Source organism: Klebsiella sp. K4 (genome assembly GCF_014596785.2).
In the GTDB taxonomy this organism is placed as follows: domain Bacteria; phylum Pseudomonadota; class Gammaproteobacteria; order Enterobacterales; family Enterobacteriaceae; genus Klebsiella; species Klebsiella pneumoniae.
In genome coordinates, this window is record NZ_CP115021.1 from 3,316,947 (window position 1) to 3,330,806 (window position 13,860).

A 13,860-nucleotide genomic window follows, 5' to 3' on the forward strand; every position below is an offset into this window, starting at 1 on the left:
AATACCGGCCGACGCCGGCCCATAACAACGACAAAGCAACTTGCTCATAAAAGGAATGGATATGAAAAAGCGCCTCTGGGTGCTCCACCCTCTGCTGCTGGCCAGCACGCTGCCTGCGCTGGCGGCTCAGTCTGATGAAGACAGCATCATCGTTAGCGCAAACCGCACCCATCGCACCGTGGCCGAAATGGCCCAAACCACCTGGGTCATTGAGGGCCAGGAGATTGAGCAGCAGGTCCAGGGCGGGAAAGAGTTCAAAGACGTGCTGGCGCAGCTGATCCCCGGCATCGACGTCAGCAGCCAGGGGCGGACCAACTACGGGATGAACATGCGCGGGCGCGCGATCGTCGTGCTGATTGACGGCGTCCGACTCAACTCCTCACGCACCGACAGCCGCCAGCTCGACGCCATCGATCCATTCAACATCGAACATATCGAAGTGATCTCCGGAGCGACCTCGCTGTACGGCGGGGGCAGTACCGGCGGGCTTATCAACATCGTTACCAAAAAGGGGCAGCAGGATCGTCAGGTCGATCTCGAGGTGGGCAGCAAGAGCGGTTTTGCGAACAGCAACGATCATGATGAGCGCGTCGCGGCGGCCGTCAGCGGCGGAACAGACCACGCATCCGGCCGCTTGTCGGTAGCCTATCAGCGTTTCGGCGGCTGGTACGACGGCAATAACGATGCGCTGATCCTCGATAATACCCAAACGGGGCTCCAGCACTCTGACCGCCTCGACGTGATGGGGACGGGGACGATTGAGATCGATGATAACCGCCAGCTGCAGTTGGTCACCCAGTATTATAAAAGCCAGGGCGATGATGACTACGGTCTGTGGCTCGGGAAGAACATGTCCGCGGTCACCAGCGGCGGCAAAGCGTATACCACCGATGGGCTCAATTCCGACCGTATCCCCGGCACCGAACGCCATCTGATCAGCCTCCAGTACTCCGATGCCGACTTTTTCGGCCAAAATCTGGTGAGCCAGGTGTACTATCGCGATGAGTCCCTCACCTTCTATCCGTTCCCGACGCTCACGAAAGGTCAGGTCAGTAGCTTCTCCTCGTCGCAGCAGGATACCGATCAGTATGGGGCCAAGCTGACCCTCAACAGTCAACCGCTGGCGGGGTGGGATCTCACCTGGGGTCTCGACGCCGATCATGAGACCTTTAATGCCAACCAGATGTTCTTCGATCTGCCACAATCGATGGCCTCCGGCGGGTTGCACAACGAATCGATCTACACTACCGGCCGCTACCCGGGATACAGTATTTCCAATGTCGCGCCATTCCTGCAGTCCAGCTACGATCTGAACGATATCTTTACCGTCAGCGGCGGGGTACGCTACCAGTGGACCGAAAACCGGGTCGACGACTTTGTCGGCTACGCCCAGCAGCAGGATATCGCCAACGGCAAAGCGCGCTCCGCCGACGCCATCAAAGGCGGCAAAACCGATTACGATAACTTCCTGTTTAACGCCGGGATCGTGGCCCACCTGACCGAGCGTCAACAAACCTGGTTTAACTTCTCGCAGGGCGTCGAGCTACCGGACCCTGGTAAATACTATGGCATCGGTAAATATGGCGCTGCGGTGAATGGTCATCTGCCGCTGATCTCCAGCGTCAACGTCGATGACTCGCCGCTGCAGGGGATCAAAGTTAACTCGTACGAGCTGGGCTGGCGCTACACCGGCGATAACCTGCGCACCCAGCTGGCGGCCTACTACTCGACCTCGGATAAGACCATTGTCGTCAACCGCACCGACATGACCATCGACGTTCAGTCCGACAAACGGCGTATTTACGGCGTTGAGGGGGCGGTCGACTACTTTATTCCGGATAGCGACTGGAGCGTCGGCGGTAACTTCAACGTGCTGAAATCCCAGGTGCAGACCGACGGCCGCTGGCAAAAATGGGACGTCACCCTCGCCTCGCCGTCTAAAGCCACCGCCTGGGTGGGCTGGGCGCCGGATCCGTGGAGCCTGCGCGTGCAGAGTCAGCAGGTATTTGACCTCAGCGATGCCGCCGGTAACAAGCTGGAAGGCTATAACACCGTCGATTTTATCGGTAGTTACGCGCTGCCGGTGGGGAAACTGACCTTCAGTATCGAAAACCTGCTTAACGAAGACTATGTCACTATCTGGGGCCAGCGCGCGCCGCTGCTCTACAGCCCAACCTACGGCAGTTCATCGCTGTATGAGTACAAAGGTCGTGGCCGCACCTTTGGTCTGAACTACGCCTTAACCTTCTGATAAAAAAAGCCCCTCAGCCTGAGCGATTGAGGGGCTAATCACTACACAAATCTGTTTTTAGATTTTGTTGTTCAGGACCAGCTGGCCGTTGTTGTCCAGCGGGATCTGGCTGCCGGGATCGTGATCCATGCGGATTTTCCCCTGCTGATCGCCTATCTTATAGGTCACATCGTAGCCGAGCATTTTATCGGATTTGTCATACACCGTTTTGCAGCGCTGCTGGGTGGTGGTGTAGGTATCGTTGTCCTGCATCGCGCCCTGGATCTGGTTGCCTGCATAGCCGCCGCCCAGCGCACCTACGACCGTCGCCACGCTGCGTCCGTGACCGCCGCCAAACTGGTGGCCAATCACCCCGCCCGCCACCGCGCCCAGCACCGAACCGGCGATGCGGTTTTCATCCTGTACCGGACGACGATGAGTCACCGTGACATTGCGGCATTCCTGACGCGGCGTTTTCACGGTTTCTTTAATCGGTGTACTGGAGACCACTTGCGCATACTGCGGGCCGCGATCCAACACGTTGAGACCAGCGACAGCTGCAACGCCCAGCGCGGCAGCCACGCCTATCCCTATACCCGCCAACATAGATTTATTCACGGGAGTTCCTCCTTTGTTGCTGTTGATACAATTTTGCAACCGGAGCCGGGAGGGCGCAAATCAGATAGCGGATGAAAAGTGCGAGAATTCGCTGCAAATCAAAGGGATTCAGAGGATTCCGAGCGGGATCTCTGCGGTTCCAGCAGAAGAGCCCGGAGGCGCCCTCAGAGCGCGCCTCCGGGTCGCGACAGCGATTAGTGCAGTTTCAGGCGCGGGCGAATGATGCGGTTGATGCGCCCGACCAGCATCATCAGGCCGGTCTTGAAGTAACCATGCAGGGCAATCTGGTGCATACGGTACAGGGAGATGTACACGAAGCGCGCAATGCGCCCTTCCACCATCATCGAACCGCGCATCAGGTTACCCATCAGGCTGCCGACGGTGGAGTAATTTGACAGCGACACCAGCGAGCCATGGTCTTTATAGGTGTATGCCTTCAGCGGTTTGCCTTTCATCTGCGCCAGGATGTTGTTCAGCGCGCAGGTAGCCATCTGGTGCGCCGCCTGGGCCCGCGGAGGCACAAAGCCGCCTTCCGGACGGGCGCAGGAGGCGCAGTCGCCGATGGCGAAAATATCCGCATCGCGGGTAGTCTGCAGCGTCGGCTCGACCACCAGCTGATTGATACGGTTGGTTTCGAGGCCGCCGATCTCTTTCATGAAATCTGGCGCTTTGATCCCCGCCGCCCAGACCATTAGATCCGCCTCAATATATTCGCCATCTTTAGTGTGCAGGCCGCCCGCATCCGCGCTGGTGACCATGGTCTGCGTCAGAACCCGTACGCCCAGCTTAGTCAGCTCATTATGCGCTGCCCCGGAAATGCGCGGCGGCAGCGCAGGCAGAATGCGCTCGCCCGCCTCGACCAGCGTGACGTTCAGCGCTTCGTTGGTCAGCCCTTTGTAGCCGTAGCTGTGCAGCTGTTTCACCGCATTGTGCAACTCAGCGGAGAGCTCCACGCCGGTGGCGCCGCCGCCGACGATGGCGATATTTACTTTACCGTTAGCGCCGAGGTTAGCAGAGTATTTAAGGAACAGGTTGAGCATTTCCTGATGGAAGCGACGCGCCTGGTGCGGGTTGTCGAGGAAAATGCAGTTCTCTTTTACGCCAGGGGTATTAAAGTCATTCGAGGTACTGCCCAACGCCATGACCAGCGTGTCGTACGGCAGTTTACGCTCAGCCACCAGCAGCTCGCCTTTTTCATTGCGCAGCTCGCCGAGGGTGATGGTTTTCCCTTCGCGGTTGATATCAACCACCGAGCCCAGCTGGAACTGGAAACCGTGGTTGCGGGCATGGGCCAGATAGCTCAGCGCATCAACGCCTTCATCCAGAGAACCGGTGGCCACTTCGTGCAGCAGCGGCTTCCACAGATGGCTGTGGTTACGGTCCACCAGGGTGATTTTCGCTTTCTTATGGCGCCCTAACTTTCTCCCCAGCTGAGTTGCCAGTTCCAGTCCGCCAGCGCCGCCACCCACAATTACGATTTTTTTCAATGGCGTAGTCATGTGTACCCCTAAAATTATTAACCAATTGTTAAATAAAAGTTATTGAAATAGCCTTTATTTAACAACAAGTTACGTTAATGAAACCATTCAGCACTGTCGAGAATACCATGAACGGTGCATTGGTCATACCAAAATTGATGTGCATCAAGTTTTGTCGCGTATTTTTTCAGCGAAACCAATAAGTGTAGACATGAAAAAACCCGCGTGGTGAACCCGACGCGGGTTTGGGAACAAGGGAAAAGCAGTTAGCCGAGGGTTTTAAACGCTTTCAGCCGCTGCAGATGCGGCGAGATATTTTTAAACTTATGGGTCTGCTCTTCATCCCAGATAATTTCATAATAGTGGTGCAGGAGATCGGCGGAACGCTGGCTGTCCAACGCCTCGTCCTGGCGGGAAAGCACCACCAGGCAGCGATCGCGGTTCTTCTCGCGGAAGTTGGTCACGCACTTGGTGGCGATGTCAGCATACTCTTCCGGTCGGTCGATTTTGCCTTCCATGTTCTCATGCGGAAACAGGTTTGGATTGAACACCGCCTGGCGGATATCGCACAGAAAACCAATCCGCTCCGCCCAGTAGCCGCCAAGGCCGACGCCGCAGATCAGCGGCCGGTCATCGGCAGTGAGCTGCAGCATTTTATCGACCTCTTTCAGCAAATGCTGCATATCGTGCTTGGGATGCCGCGTGCTGTAGCTAATCAACCGCACGTCCGGGTCGATAAACTGCAGCTGCATCACCTTCTCATGGTTACCGGGGCTGTTCGAGTCAAAACCGTGTAAATAGATAATCATCGCATCCTCACCAGACAACAACGCCCCGTAGAGCGTTACGCGGACTTCGCCTCTTGCCAGCGCGCATGAAGCTGCTCCAGCTGGGCACTCACCGTTTTCCAACGGGCTGAATCCCTTAACTCCTGACGGGAAAAGGAACCTTTATGATACAATTTCGTAACACGCTCTGCTTTGATCGGCGACAGGTTATCCAGCACACTGACCGCGCCTTTACGATTATTGCAGACGAGGATCATATCGCAACCGGCGTCGAGCGATGCCTGACCGCGTTCGGCATAGCTGCCCATGATCGCCGCCCCTTCCATCGACAGATCGTCGGAAAAAATCACCCCGTCAAAGCCCAGTTCGCCGCGCAGCACCGTTTTCAGCCAGTACGCCGAGCCGCTGGCCGGACGCGGATCGAGCTCCGGGTAAATCACATGCGCCGGCATAATGGCATCCAGACGCTGCTCGGCGATAAGGCTTTTGAACACCGCCATATCATGGTCGCGGATAACCGATGCCGCCCGCGGATCGAACGGCGTCTCTTTGTGCGAATCGGCAGTCACCGCCCCGTGTCCCGGGAAGTGTTTGCCGGTGGTTTTCATGCCCGCGGCGTGCATCCCGTCAATGAAGTGACGCGCCATCGTCAGCGCTTTCTGCGGATCTTCATGATAAGAACGTTCGCCGATTGCGGCGCTGATATGGCCGACGTCCAGCACTGGCGCAAAACTAATATCGATATCCATGGCGATCATTTCGCTGGCCATCAGCCAGCCGGCTTCGGCGGCCAGTTTGCCCCCCTCTTCCATCCCCAGCAGCGCGGCGAAAGACTGGGCCGCCGGTAAACGGGTAAACCCTTCGCGGAAACGCTGAACCCGCCCCCCTTCCTGATCGACCGCCACCACCAGGTGGTTCCGGGAGGCGTCGCGGATCTGGCGCACCAGCTCGCGCAGCTGCGCCGGATCGTGATAATTTCGGGTAAAGAGGATCAACCCTCCCACCAGCGGATGCGCCAGAATTTCTCGCTCTTCCGCATCCAGCTCATACCCTTCGACATCCAACATCACTGGGCCCACACTGACCTCTCTTATCCTTTACGTTCGTTGTCTAACTGACACCATGTTTCATCTGCCAGCGTGATAAATTGCCGGTCCCCGCTCTGCCGCCAGCGCATTTCATACCAGCCCGCCATCAACAGCAGTACCCACGGGCGCCAGAGTGCAACCTGCCACCAAAGCAGCTGCGCGTCGATGGCCGCCCGCCGGGCATACGCTTCTACCAGCCGACGGCGCTCGCCAGGCGTGATCCACACCGCGGCCAGCTCCAGCGCGATATCGCCATCACCGGCATATTCCCAGTCGATCAGCCTCAGGCCGGACTCATTATGAATAATATTGCCGGCATGGACGTCCATGTGCAGCGGCGCCAGCCGCAGGGGACGGGGCTCGCCCTGGCGGCGCAGCCGCTGATGCCAGCGCAGCCAACGCGGCTTGCGCCGCGCCGGATCGCACCTCTGCCAGTACTGGGCCAGCAGTGGTGTGAGGCTAACCCGCCAGCCAAACCGCGGTTGCTGATGCAAATCATACAATAAGCCTGACAGCTGCGGGGAGGCCGGTAACTCGCTTTTCACCTCCCCTGCGCAATACTCCACCACCATCCAGCAGGGTGAGTAAAACAGCGGGGTTGGCGCCAGCCTGGCAGGCAGTCGGCGGAGCGCGCGATACTGACGGCGAAAATAGTAAGTGCCGGCAGACGGATCGTGCGGCTGACGCAGCACGTGCCGCCGGTCGCCGTCGCTGATAATCACACTGCCGCCGCTGAGGCCACTCTGGCTCAGCGAGGCGACAGGATGATAATGGGGAAAGAAGCGCGACAAGAGCTCGTCGCGCGTTAGCTTATTGTTGCTGAACAGCACCTTTACCTGACCAGATAATCTCACCGGTTTGCACCAGCATGAGCTGCATTTTCAGCTCAGGCGCGTTGACGTTGCCGGTGGCATTGGAGTAAAGCACATACTGCGCGCCCACGTTGCGGGCGATGCCCATGGCTTTGCTGCGGCTGCCGAGGCTGTCCTGCGGCGACAGGCCCAGCTGCTGCTTGGCGACCGCCAGCTGCTGCGCCGATACCAGGGTAAATTTGCCGTTACCGGCCAGCGCACTACGTAGCGCAGTGGTGGCTTCTCCAGCATTCAGCGAACCGTTGGTGCGGTTGTTCACGCTGTCAACCAGCAGAATACTGCCGGCATTGACCCCACTCGCCTGCAGCATCTGCCCCACCAGCGGCTGAACCGCGCCGTTCCAGTCATAATGACGCACGCGCGGCGCCGGCTGACCCGACTGCTGATCCTGATGCTCAATCGGCCCAGGCTGCGCCGGGACAGAGGGCACCGCCGGTACGGTCGGCACCGTGGGCTGCGGCTGCGCAGGCTGCTGCGGCTGCGGTTTGGCCTCTTCTACCGGCGCGGGCTGCTCCCGCAACCCCGCACAGCCTGCGAGGAATATCGCCAGTGCTGTGATTAACGCATAGCGACACATTTTCATCATTATAATTACCCCTTACAGATAAAGATAAAGGCGGGCCTTATGCGCCCCCAGGATATTGGCGCTGCCATATAACGTGACCGAGGAGCGGGCCGGTACCACGATGGTGCGCGGCGCGTCCAGCGGATGCATCTCCAGCCCTCGGGCGTCATACCAGAAAAAACGATAGTGCACGGTAACCGGCTGCTGGCGCTCGTTATATAGCGTTGAGGAGGCGGTAGCCTGAATCTCTGTCGCCACGACGGCAGGCTCGCTGGCGCTGATCCCCGCCGCCAGCACGCTCGACTCCATCACCAGCGCCTGCTGGTCAGAAACCGGGATCTCCGGGTGTGAACTACACCCGGCGAGTAGCCCCGCCGCCAGACACGCGCCCAAAAGGGTCCTGAGCATGACGTTAGCCTTTGTGCGCCAGCATCGGGCCAAGCGGACGACCGCCCAGCAGATGCATATGGATATGGTACACTTCCTGGCCGCCGTGGCGGTTGCAGTTGACGATCAACCGATAGCCATCGTCGGCAAGACCTTCATCGCGGGCGATCTTCGCCGCGACGGTCATCATCCGGCCCAGCGCCAGCTCATGTTCAGCGGTGACGTCATTTACGGTAGGAATCAGAACATTCGGGACAATCAGAATATGGGTGGGCGCCTGCGGGGAGATGTCGCGAAAAGCGGTCACAAGCTCATCCTGATAGACAATATCCGACGGGATCTCCCGGCGAATGATTTTGCTGAAAATCGTTTCTTCTGCCATGACTGATTCCTTATAAGTTTTATCCCGTGCGCTGGCCTGCTTCTGCAGATAAACGCGGACGCACAGGTTCCGCTAAGAGTATGAGCGACATTCTCCCTCTCTTTCAACCTGAAAGCTCTTTTTCTTATTCAACTATAGACTTAGCTGCTGAGGGAATAAGCATATGGCGGACTGTTTTCAGGGTTATCGCTTGTGGGGCACCGACTTTAGCGCATAAAAAAGGCAGCCAGTTGGCTGCCTTAGTCTCCCCGATACTACGTCTTAACTGTTACGGATGTACTCATCCATTTCAGTTTTCAGGTTATCGGACTTGGTACCGAAGATGGCCTGTACGCCAGAACCTGCCACTACCACGCCAGCGGCGCCCAGTTTTTTCAGGCCAGCCTGGTCAACTTTCGCTACATCCGCCACGCTAACACGCAGACGAGTAATACATGCGTCGAGGTTGGTGATGTTCTCTTTACCGCCGAAAGCGGCGACCAGAGCCGGAGCCATCTCGCTGGTGGCGCCAGCTTTGCTCTCTTCGGTGGTGTCTTCACGACCCGGAGTTTTCAGATCCAGGGCTTTAATCAGCACACGGAAAATGACGTAGTACACGATCGCATAGCAGATACCAACAATCGGGAACAGCCACAGCTTGCTGCTGTTACCGGACAGCACGATAAAGTCGATCAGGCCGTGAGAGAACGAGGTACCGTCACGCATACCCAGCAGGATACAGATCGGGAACGCCAGGCCCGCCAGAATGGCATGGATAACGTACAGGATCGGCGCCACGAACATGAACGAGAACTCGATCGGCTCGGTGATACCGGTCAGGAACGAGGTCAGCGCGGCGGAGATCATGATACCGCCCACTTTGGCGCGGTTTTCCGGTTTAGCAGAGTGCCAAATCGCGATAGCCGCTGCCGGCAGACCATACATTTTGAACAGGAAGCCGCCAGACAGTTTGCCCGCCGTCGGGTCGCCTGCCATGTAGCGCGGGATATCGCCGTGGAACACCTGACCAGCCGCGTTGGTGTATTCGCCGATCTGCATCTGGAAAGGAACGTTCCAGATGTGATGCAGACCAAACGGCACCAGGCAACGTTCGATGAAACCGTAGATACCAAACGCCACCACTGGGTTCTGATAAGCAGCCCACTGGGAGAAGGTTTGGATCGCGGAGCCGATCGGCGGCCAAATGAAGGAGAGGATCACGCCGGTGAAGATAGCGGCCAGACCAGAGATAATCGGCACAAAACGCTTGCCCGCAAAGAAGCCGAGATATTCTGGCAGCTTGATGCGATAGAAGCGGTTGAACATGTAGGCGGCGATAGCACCTGAGATAATACCGCCAAGCACGCCGGTATCAGCAAGGTGTTTTGCCGCAATCTCGTCAGCAGGTAAATGCAGCACCAGCGGCGCAACAACCGCCATGGTTTTCACCATGATGCCGTAAGCCACGACTGCAGCCAGTGCGGATACACCGTCGTTATTGGTGAAGCCGAGGGCCACACCGATAGCGAAGATCAGCGGCATATTGGCGAAAACTGAACCGCCTGCTTCTGCCATAACGTGGGAGACCACGGCTGGCAGCCAGCTGAAGTTAGCGGAACCGACGCCCAGCAGGATACCTGCGATAGGCAGTACGGATACCGGCAGCATCAGCGATTTACCGACCTTCTGCAGGTTAGCAAATGCATTCTTAAACATAATTGAGAGTGCTCCTGAGTATTTGGTACTTTTTTACGCTTTCACGCATTGGCCCGGGGGGAGAACCGTGCCGTGGACAGGACATCTAAGCGCCCTTTATTTATTACACAGAGTAAAATAATTAACGGGATGATTGTTTGACGGCTATCACGTTTCAATCAGCCTTCCGGTAAAAATTTACATCAACTTACATAAATTGTATCCAGATGTTGCTAAAAAACCTTCACCGCCACTTTTGTGGCGGTGAACTTTACTCGCTTTGGCTATTAATTACGAGCCTTAAAATAATAAGCAGATCAAGCAGGTTGCAAACGGGCGGGGTCGATGTGGAACAGGGTGGCAAAATTGTCGGTGGTCTGCTGAGCCAGCTGCTCAAGCGACACCCCCTTCAGTACCGCCATATACTCGGCAACGTCACGGACCAGCGCCGGCTGGTTCTCTTTGCCACGGTGGGGGACCGGCGCCAGGTACGGCGAGTCGGTTTCAACCAGCAGACGATCCAGCGGCACGTAGCGCGCCGCATCACGCAGCTGCTCGGCGTTACGAAAAGTGACGATACCGGAAAACGAGATATAGAACCCCATATCGAGCAGCTTGCCCGCTGTCTCCCTGTCCTCAGTGAAACAGTGTAGTACGCCACCGCAATCCGTCACCTTTTCTTCGCGCAAAATAGCCAGAGTATCGGCACGCGCGTCACGGGTATGGACGATCACCGGCTTATTGAACTCACGGCCGATACGAATGTGGTCGCGGAACGAGCTTTGCTGTTGGGCTTTAGTTTCCGGGGTATAAAAATAATCCAGACCGGTCTCCCCCATCGCCACGACGCCCTCTTCCGCTGCCAGCGCGCGCAGAGTCTCTACCTCCCAGGGCTCGTCCTGGTTTAATGGGTGTACGCCGCAGGAGAAGACGACGTTGTCACGCGTCCCCACCAGTTCGCGCATACTGCGGTAGCCAGGCAGCGTCGTGGCGACGGCGAGGCAAAATTTCACATCGCGTGCGGCCGCTTTTGCCAGCACGTCGTCGACGTTTTTGTGTAGAGTTTGATAATCCAGACCATCAAGATGGCAGTGGGAGTCGACTAAAAACATAATGTCTCACTCAGAGGTGGGAGACGGGTAAACCCGTCCCGGGTTGCAGGTAATGTTCCCAGCGCAGCAGGCGCTCGGTAAGCAGCAGTTCGCGGTTGACACCGACAACGTTGAGCAATTGCTCGCGGCAGGTACAGACGTCATGGGCAATCGCCTGCAGCCGGGCAGCGGGCAGGCTGTGCGCCAGCTGCTCCAGCAGCGGCCAGACGTCAGGGTTACTCACCAGGGTAATCCCCTGCTGTCGTTTTTGCGCATCGACCAGCAGCGACGCCAGCCAGTGCAGGCGAACCGCCGCCTGTTCATGATTGAGTATCGGCAGCAGCGCCAGCCAGTCACCGCTCGCCAGGGTAGCCGCCAGCGCCTGACACAACTGCTGCCGCGCCGTCCACAGCGGTTCCTGTAACAGTTCGAGCGCCGCAGCCGGCGCGCTGGCGCACAGGCGTAACGCGGTCAACAATGACTCCTGCGGCAGGCTCACCTCACGCTCCAGCCAGGCCAGAGCATAAGGCTCAGACGGCGGCGCCAGATGATGCAGGCGACAGCGGCTGCGCAGAGTGGTCAGCAGACGCGCCGGCTCCTCGCAGGCGAGGAAGAACCAGGTATTCTCCGGGGGCTCCTCCAGCGTTTTCAGCAACGCGTTGGCGGCGGCATCGGTCAGCAAGGCAGCATCGCTAATCCAGACCACTTTTGCCCCACCAAGGCGCGCATGTTCATAGAGCTTTTCATTGACATCGCGCACCGCGTCAATACCCAGCGCGCTCTTGCCCTTCTCGGGGCTGAGCGCATAGTAATCGGGGTGCGTGCCGGCCTGCATCAGCTGACAGCTATGGCAATGGCCGCAGCTTTTATGTCCTTCGGGCTGGCGGCACATCAGGAAGCGGCACAGCGCGTAAATCAACGCCTCGCCGCCCATCCCGTTCAGGGACTGTAACAGTAAGGCGTGGTGGCCTCGTCCGGCCTGATAGCTACCGACCAGTTGCTCGAACGAGGGGCGCAGCCACGGATACCATTTCATGCCGCTTGCTCCGCCATCCACTGGGCGATCGTGGCGCGAATGTCGCGCGCCACGGCATCCAGCGGCTGAGTTGCGTCAACCGTGCGGATAGAAGGATCGGCGGCGGCCAGCTCAAGATAGCGCGCGCGGGTACGGTTGAAAAAGTTCATGGACTCCTGCTCAATGCGATCCAGCTCGCCGCGGGCCCGGGCGCGCTGCAGCCCCACTTCCGGCGTGACGTCGAGATACAGCGTCAGATTGGGGCGAAAATCACCGAGTACCGCGTCGCGCAGCGTCGCCAGCATCGTGCGGTCAATTCCCCGGCCGCCGCCCTGATAGGCCTGCGTCGACAGATCGTGACGATCGCCGATCACCCACTGGCCGCGGGCCAGCGCGGGCTTAATCACGGTCTCCACCAACTGGACGCGCGCCGCGTAAAACATCAGCACTTCCGCTTTATCGTTAATCACTTCATCGCCCGTGGACTGGATATCCAGCACCAGGCTACGCAGTTTTTCGGCAAGGATTGTGCCCCCCGGCTCGCGGGTAAACACCATATCGTGAATACCCGCCGACTGCAGCGTCTCCACCACCAGTTGACGTGCGGTGGTCTTCCCGGCGCCCTCCAGCCCCTCGATGACGATATAGTTACTGCGCATTTTTTTCCTTAAGTACTTTCAGATAATCCTGCACCGCACGGTTATGACTGACCAGGTTTGTGGTAAACGTATGGCCCCCTTTCCCGTCGGCGACGAAATAAAGATATGGCGTTTTCGCCGGATGGGCGGCCGCCTTCAGCGAGGCCTCGCCCGGCACCGCGATAGGGCCTGGCGGCAAACCGCTGATGGTATAAGTATTGTATGCGGTCGGCGTCTCGAGATCCTTACGCGTTAACTTACCAGTATATCCTGCGCCCATCCCGTAGATTACGGTCGGATCGGTCTGCAAGCGCATACCGATGCGCAGGCGGTTGATAAATACCGACGCGACGCGGTCGCGCTCTTCAGCTACCGCGGTCTCTTTTTCAATAATCGAGGCCATGGTCAACAGCTGGTTCTGATCGGCATAGGGCAGATTCTCCATCCGTCCTTCCCAGACCTTCGCCACTTCGGCGACCATTTTCTGATGCGCGCGCTTGAGGATGGCGATATCGCTGGTGTTGGCGGTGTACATCCAGGTATCCGGCCAGAACCAGCCCTCTACCCAGTCGGCATGCTCAAGACCTAATGCCTTAGCCACCGTCGCGTAGCTATCGTCTTCAAGCGTGTGCTTCACGTACGGGGCATCGCGCAGCTGGCGCAGGTAGTCGCTGACGCGCATGCCTTCGACAAAGCGCAGCGGAAACTGCGCCTCTTTGCCGCTGGCCAGCAGCTGCAACATCTCGCGCACCGTCATTTGCGGCGTGAAGCGATAGGTCCCGGCCTTGAAGTGAGACAGCTCAGGTTCCACCCGCAGCAGCCACTGGAAAACGCGCGGGCGATTGATCACCTTCTCGCGATAGAGATCCTGGCCCAGCGCCAGCCGGCCGGTGCCAGCTTCGAGGGTAAAGATGGTCTCTTCCTTAATCAGCAGCTTGCTGTCCGCCAGCTGGCGTACCTTCCACATGCCTGCCGCCGCGGCGATGCCCAACAGCACGACCAGCAACAGGATAAAACGTAACATTTTCTTCATA

General features: G+C 58.1%; 14 protein-coding genes. 1 reads left to right on the forward strand and 13 read right to left on the reverse strand.

Annotated features, from left to right (window positions below; genetic code table 11):
• The first annotated feature begins 61 nt into the window (after positions 1–61).
• Positions 62–2,251 carry a TonB-dependent siderophore receptor gene (locus IB144_RS16670; protein ID WP_004150817.1) on the forward strand — a complete coding sequence of 730 codons (2,190 nt, stop codon included), beginning with the start codon at positions 62–64 and terminating at the stop codon, positions 2,249–2,251.
• 57 nt (positions 2,252–2,308) lie between these two features.
• On the opposite strand, the gene IB144_RS16675 is transcribed toward IB144_RS16670, so the two are convergent.
• The 13 genes from IB144_RS16675 to yceG form a co-directional block, all read right to left on the reverse strand.
• Positions 2,309–2,848: a glycine zipper 2TM domain-containing protein gene (locus IB144_RS16675; protein WP_002900781.1), complete on the reverse strand. Its 540-nt coding sequence runs from the start codon at positions 2,846–2,848 to the stop codon at positions 2,309–2,311.
• A gap of 194 nt (positions 2,849–3,042) precedes the next feature.
• Positions 3,043–4,347: an NAD(P)/FAD-dependent oxidoreductase gene (locus tag IB144_RS16680; RefSeq protein ID WP_002900778.1), complete on the reverse strand. Its 1,305-nt coding sequence runs from the start codon at positions 4,345–4,347 to the stop codon at positions 3,043–3,045.
• Between the two features lie 245 nt (positions 4,348–4,592).
• Positions 4,593–5,135 carry an alpha/beta hydrolase YcfP gene (gene ycfP, locus IB144_RS16685; RefSeq protein WP_002900775.1) on the reverse strand — a complete coding sequence of 181 codons (543 nt, stop codon included), beginning with the start codon at positions 5,133–5,135 and terminating at the stop codon, positions 4,593–4,595.
• 35 nt (positions 5,136–5,170) lie between these two features.
• Positions 5,171–6,181 (reverse strand): beta-N-acetylhexosaminidase, encoded by a 1,011-nt coding sequence (gene nagZ / locus IB144_RS16690; protein WP_004147935.1) that lies wholly within the window; start codon positions 6,179–6,181, stop codon positions 5,171–5,173.
• A gap of 23 nt (positions 6,182–6,204) precedes the next feature.
• A complete protein-coding gene (thiK, locus tag IB144_RS16695; protein ID WP_032439836.1) occupies positions 6,205–7,032 on the reverse strand; it encodes a thiamine kinase in 828 nt (275 codons plus the stop codon).
• Positions 7,013–7,651, reverse strand: coding sequence for a penicillin-binding protein activator LpoB (gene lpoB / locus IB144_RS16700; protein ID WP_014342994.1), 639 nt, complete (start codon positions 7,649–7,651; stop codon positions 7,013–7,015). The genes thiK and lpoB overlap by 20 nt, the downstream gene beginning before the upstream one ends.
• 21 nt (positions 7,652–7,672) lie before the next feature.
• Positions 7,673–8,047: a YcfL family protein gene (locus tag IB144_RS16705; RefSeq protein WP_002900683.1), complete on the reverse strand. Its 375-nt coding sequence runs from the start codon at positions 8,045–8,047 to the stop codon at positions 7,673–7,675.
• Between the two features lie 4 nt (positions 8,048–8,051).
• Positions 8,052–8,408: a purine nucleoside phosphoramidase gene (gene hinT, locus IB144_RS16710; protein WP_002900681.1), complete on the reverse strand. Its 357-nt coding sequence runs from the start codon at positions 8,406–8,408 to the stop codon at positions 8,052–8,054.
• Positions 8,409–8,669: 261 nt separating this feature from the next.
• Complete coding sequence (gene ptsG / locus IB144_RS16715; RefSeq protein ID WP_002900680.1) at positions 8,670–10,103, reverse strand: PTS glucose transporter subunit IIBC; 1,434 nt, start codon at positions 10,101–10,103, stop codon at positions 8,670–8,672.
• Between the two features lie 296 nt (positions 10,104–10,399).
• Positions 10,400–11,194, reverse strand: a complete 795-nt coding sequence (locus IB144_RS16720; RefSeq protein WP_065888792.1) for a metal-dependent hydrolase — start codon at positions 11,192–11,194, stop codon at positions 10,400–10,402.
• Between the two features lie 10 nt (positions 11,195–11,204).
• Positions 11,205–12,209 (reverse strand): DNA polymerase III subunit delta', encoded by a 1,005-nt coding sequence (gene holB, locus IB144_RS16725; protein WP_002900676.1) that lies wholly within the window; start codon positions 12,207–12,209, stop codon positions 11,205–11,207.
• Positions 12,206–12,847 carry a dTMP kinase gene (tmk, locus tag IB144_RS16730; protein ID WP_002900674.1) on the reverse strand — a complete coding sequence of 214 codons (642 nt, stop codon included), beginning with the start codon at positions 12,845–12,847 and terminating at the stop codon, positions 12,206–12,208. Before tmk ends, holB begins: the two co-directional genes overlap by 4 nt.
• Positions 12,837–13,859: a cell division protein YceG gene (gene yceG / locus IB144_RS16735; RefSeq protein ID WP_002900671.1), complete on the reverse strand. Its 1,023-nt coding sequence runs from the start codon at positions 13,857–13,859 to the stop codon at positions 12,837–12,839. The genes tmk and yceG overlap by 11 nt, the downstream gene beginning before the upstream one ends.
• Between the last annotated feature and the right edge of the window lies 1 nt (position 13,860).

Excerpts from the sequence above, each read along its gene's own strand:
- ycfP (WP_002900775.1), bottom strand. The coding sequence starts at position 5,135 with ATGATTATCTATTTACACGGTTTTGACTCGAACAGCCCCGGTAACCAT.
- lpoB (WP_014342994.1), bottom strand. The coding sequence starts at position 7,651 with ATGTGTCGCTATGCGTTAATCACAGCACTGGCGATATTCCTCGCAGGC.
- IB144_RS16705 (WP_002900683.1), bottom strand. The coding sequence starts at position 8,047 with ATGCTCAGGACCCTTTTGGGCGCGTGTCTGGCGGCGGGGCTACTCGCC.
- IB144_RS16670 (WP_004150817.1), top strand. The coding sequence starts at position 62 with ATGAAAAAGCGCCTCTGGGTGCTCCACCCTCTGCTGCTGGCCAGCACG.
- nagZ (WP_004147935.1), bottom strand. The coding sequence starts at position 6,181 with ATGTTGGATGTCGAAGGGTATGAGCTGGATGCGGAAGAGCGAGAAATT.
- ptsG (WP_002900680.1), bottom strand. The coding sequence starts at position 10,103 with ATGTTTAAGAATGCATTTGCTAACCTGCAGAAGGTCGGTAAATCGCTG.
- tmk (WP_002900674.1), bottom strand. The coding sequence starts at position 12,847 with ATGCGCAGTAACTATATCGTCATCGAGGGGCTGGAGGGCGCCGGGAAG.
- hinT (WP_002900681.1), bottom strand. The coding sequence starts at position 8,408 with ATGGCAGAAGAAACGATTTTCAGCAAAATCATTCGCCGGGAGATCCCG.
- holB (WP_002900676.1), bottom strand. The coding sequence starts at position 12,209 with ATGAAATGGTATCCGTGGCTGCGCCCCTCGTTCGAGCAACTGGTCGGT.
- yceG (WP_002900671.1), bottom strand. The coding sequence starts at position 13,859 with ATGAAGAAAATGTTACGTTTTATCCTGTTGCTGGTCGTGCTGTTGGGC.
- IB144_RS16720 (WP_065888792.1), bottom strand. The coding sequence starts at position 11,194 with ATGTTTTTAGTCGACTCCCACTGCCATCTTGATGGTCTGGATTATCAA.
- IB144_RS16680 (WP_002900778.1), bottom strand. The coding sequence starts at position 4,347 with ATGACTACGCCATTGAAAAAAATCGTAATTGTGGGTGGCGGCGCTGGC.